The organism is Stenotrophomonas sp. RS-48, from assembly GCF_030053245.1.
GTDB classification, from domain to species: Bacteria; Pseudomonadota; Gammaproteobacteria; order Xanthomonadales; family Xanthomonadaceae; genus Stenotrophomonas; species Stenotrophomonas maltophilia_P.
This window is the reverse complement of record NZ_JASGBV010000154.1, coordinates 1-3655: the sequence shown is the minus strand read 5'-3', so window position 1 is coordinate 3655 and position 3655 is coordinate 1. Positions and strand designations below refer to the sequence as shown.

At 66.7% G+C, this 3655-nt stretch carries 3 protein-coding genes and 1 pseudogene; 3 read left to right on the top strand and 1 reads right to left on the bottom strand.

The window, feature by feature from the left end:
• Positions 1-156 precede the first annotated feature (156 nt).
• Positions 157-1281, top strand: a complete 1125-nt coding sequence (locus tag QMZ25_RS19055) for a GGDEF domain-containing protein (RefSeq protein WP_283220133.1) — start codon at positions 157-159, stop codon at positions 1279-1281.
• Positions 1282-1378: 97 nt separating this feature from the next.
• Here the strand turns inward: QMZ25_RS19055 and QMZ25_RS19050 are convergent, their stop codons facing one another.
• Entirely contained in the window at positions 1379-2008 is a 630-nt protein-coding gene (locus QMZ25_RS19050; protein ID WP_053518487.1) for an OmpW family outer membrane protein, read from the bottom strand.
• Positions 2009-2200: 192 nt separating this feature from the next.
• Between QMZ25_RS19050 and gap the strand changes: the two genes are divergently transcribed.
• Together gap and QMZ25_RS19040 are read left to right on the top strand one after the other, a co-directional pair.
• Complete coding sequence (gene gap / locus QMZ25_RS19045) at positions 2201-3205, top strand: type I glyceraldehyde-3-phosphate dehydrogenase (protein WP_053518489.1); 1005 nt, start codon at positions 2201-2203, stop codon at positions 3203-3205.
• A 127-nt stretch (positions 3206-3332) separates the two neighbouring features.
• A pseudogene (locus QMZ25_RS19040) lies at positions 3333-3655 on the top strand (DUF2339 domain-containing protein); the annotation flags it as partial.

Below are 3655 nucleotides of genomic sequence, written 5' to 3'. Positions count from 1 at the left end.
CGCGATCGCGGCGGCGAGGAACAGGGAATGCAGGGCTTTCATGCCGGCATTCTAGCGGGGCGGCGGCCGGACGCGTTTGATCCAGCATGGCCGCTCGCCACGCGCCCTTGATGCGCGGACCGTTACGGTGGCGCGGCCACGGGCGGGGACATCGCGATGAGCATCACGGACCGGCGCATCACGGCAGTACATGCGGACGACGGCTTTGCCCGCGCGTTCGATGAACAGGTGGTCTGGCGGATGCGCTGGGCCTGTGCCGTTGCCGGCATCTTTTCAGTTGGCTTTGCCGTGCTGGACCATTTCTGGCTTCCGCCGGATGTGCATGCACAGGTGCTGCGCTGGCGGCTCGGGCTGCTGCTGCCGGTACTGCTGGTGGCGGTAGCACTCACCTTCGTCCCGGCGTTCCGCCGCCATCTGCAGTGGCTGGGGGGCGGTGCTGTGCTGATCAGCGGGCTGGCGCTGGTGACGATGATCTGGACGGCGCATCGCGCCGGCGTGGATTATCCCTATGAAGGCGTCAGCCTGTTCCTGCTGCTGAACTACTTCCTGTGTGGCCTGCGCTTCGGCGCCGCCACGCTGACCGGAACCCTGATCGCATCGGCGTTCGTGCTGGCGGAGCTGCAGGTCGGCCGGCACTGGGCGCAGATGCTGCAGAGCGTGACGTTCGTGCTGGCCAGCAACCTGGCTGGCATCTTCGGTAGTTACATCCTGGAAAGGCAGGCGCGTGCAACCTGGCGCGCCGAGCAGCGGCTGGATGCACTGGCCAACCACGACGGATTGACCGGATTGCTCAACCGGCGCGCATTCGATCGTCGTGCCAACCAGATCTTCCAGCGTTATCTCCGCCGGCCGCACGCGCGTGGCGCCTTGCGCATCGCGATGATCGACATCGACTACTTCAAGCGCTACAACGACCATCATGGTCACCCGGCGGGCGATGCGGTCCTGCATGCGGTGGCGGTGACGCTGGCCGCGCAGCTTCGCGGCGCTGACTCGGTGGTGGCGCGGTACGGCGGTGAGGAGTTCGTGGCGCTGGGGCAATGGTCGCCAGGCGAGCCGGAAACCGCGCCGTTCGAGCGGATGCGTCAGCAGGTCCAGGCGCTGGCGATCGCCCATGCCGATTCGGACGCCGCGCCGGTGGTGAGCGTCAGTATTGGTGTGGCGCGGTGGCATGACGATGGCGCCGATTCGTTGGAGCAGGCACTGGCGCGTGCGGATGCCGCGCTGTATCGGGCCAAGGCGTCCGGGCGCAACCGGGTCGAGGTGGCCACGGATGGGTAAGCCGAAAAAAGTCCCGGCGATCACCGGGGCAACATGCTGCGGAGGGTTCAGCGGTTGGCCGGAGGGCGGGGCAGGCCCGCCACGCCGGAGGCAGCGCTCAGAACTTGAAGACGTAGGAGGCGCCGTAGACCAGCGGATCGATGTTGACCGTACCGATCTTCTGGCCGTCCAGCTTCACCTTGCTGTCGATGTCGATCCAGCGCATGTCCACGCGCAGCGCGCCCTTCTCGCCGATCGCGAAGTCCACGCCGGCGTGCGCGGCCAGACCCCAGGAGTCCTGCAGCTTCAGCCGGCTGTCCTTGAGCGCGCCCGTGGTGTCTTCGCTGAAGAAGGTCGTGTAGTTCACGCCCGCACCGATGAACGGCGACACCTTGCCCTTGCTGTTGAAGTGGTACTGCACGGTCACCACCGGCGGCAGCTGCTTGGTGCTGCCGACACGGCCGAGGCCGTTGATGTTGATGTCGTGCTTGAACGGCAGTGCCGCCAGCACTTCGATGCCCAGGTTGTCAGCGATGAAGTACTCGCCGGTGATGGTCGGCTTGACGTCGTTGTCGACGTCGACCTTCAGCGTGCCACCGGCCAGCCAGCCGTTGTTCGACTTCGGTGCCACCTGGTGCACGCCGGCCGAAAGGGTCCAGTCGCCCTTGGACTGGGCCATCGCCGGGGCGGCGGCGAGGGACAGGGCGGCGGCCAGGCTGGCCACGATCAGGGGAGAGGTCTTGCGCATGGGGGTGTTCTCGTTGCGGGGTGGATGGGGCCAGTCTCGGCCTCACGCCGCGCTAACGCTTTGATCCGGATCAAATCCGGCCAGCCCGCCCGCCACCGGCCCGGTCTGGCCGGCGGTGGCCAGGCCGGGCCTGCTAGACTTGTGGGCCCTATCCACCCCGCCGCACCCGTCGCGGCTGCAGGAGCTTGAGAAATGGCAATCAAGGTTGGTATCAACGGTTTCGGTCGCATCGGGCGTAACGTCCTGCGCTCGGCGGTGCTGAACTTCGGCGACGACATCGAAATCGTGGCCATCAACGATCTGCTGGAGCCGGATTACCTGGCCTACATGCTCAAGTACGACTCCGTGCACGGTCGCTTCAAGGCTGACGTGTCGGTGCAGGGCAACGACCTGCTGGTCAACGGCAAGAAGATCCGCCTGACCCAGGAACGCGATCCGGCCAACCTGAAGTGGGACGAAGTGGGCGTGGACGTGGTCATCGAGTCCACCGGTCTGTTCCTGACCAAGGAAACCGCGCAGAAGCACATCGATGCCGGCGCCAAGAAGGTCATCCTGTCCGCCCCGTCCAAGGACGATACGCCGATGTTCGTGTTCGGCGTGAATGACAAGACCTACGCCGGCCAGGCGATCATCTCCAACGCCTCGTGCACCACCAACTGCCTGGCCCCGCTGGCCAAGGTCATCAACGACAAGTGGGGCATCAAGCGTGGCCTGATGACCACCGTGCACGCCGCCACGGCCACCCAGAAGACCGTTGACGGCCCGTCCAACAAGGACTGGCGCGGCGGCCGCGGCATCCTGGAGAACATCATTCCGTCCTCCACCGGTGCGGCCAAGGCGGTCGGCGTGGTCATTCCGGAACTGAACAAGAAGCTCACCGGCATGAGCTTCCGCGTGCCGACCTCGGACGTGTCGGTGGTCGACCTGACCGTCGAGCTGGAAAAGGAAGCCACCTACGCCGAGATCTGCGCCGAAGTGAAGGCACAGAGCGAAGGCGCGCTGAAGGGCATCCTCGGCTACACCGAAGACAAGGTCGTGGCCACCGACTTCCGCGGTGAGACCCACACGTCGGTGTTCGATGCCGAAGCCGGCATTGCCCTGGACGGTACCTTCGTCAAGCTCGTGTCGTGGTACGACAACGAGTGGGGCTACTCCAACAAGTGCCTGGAAATGGCCAGGGTCGTCGCCGCCAAGTAAGGCCGGCGAAGATCGCGCACGAACCCCGGCCTGGCCGGGGTTCGTCGTTTGAGGGACCGGCCCTGTCGTAGCATGGGGCGGTCCGACCGCCGCCGCAGGGGCGCGGGATCGCATGGGAAGGCACGCAATGGAAGCACTGATAGCCCTGGTCGTATTGATACTGCTGGCGATTCCGCTGCTGCTGGTGGTCGCGCTGGTGATGATCGCCGGCCTGCGGCGCCGGGTCGCTGCGCTTGAGGTCGCACTGGCCGATGTGTCGCAATCGCCGCGCGCTGCCGCGCCACCGCCCGGGCCCGCCCCCGTTCCGGCAACGGACGCGCCTGCCATGGAGCGACCGCGGGCTGCGGCAGCACCTTCTCCCGTGGCGGCCCATGCGCCGGAATCCTTCGTGCCGGCGCCGCCGCGGCAGGCAGCGCCGCCACCACCACCGCTGCCGGCCACGCCGCCCCC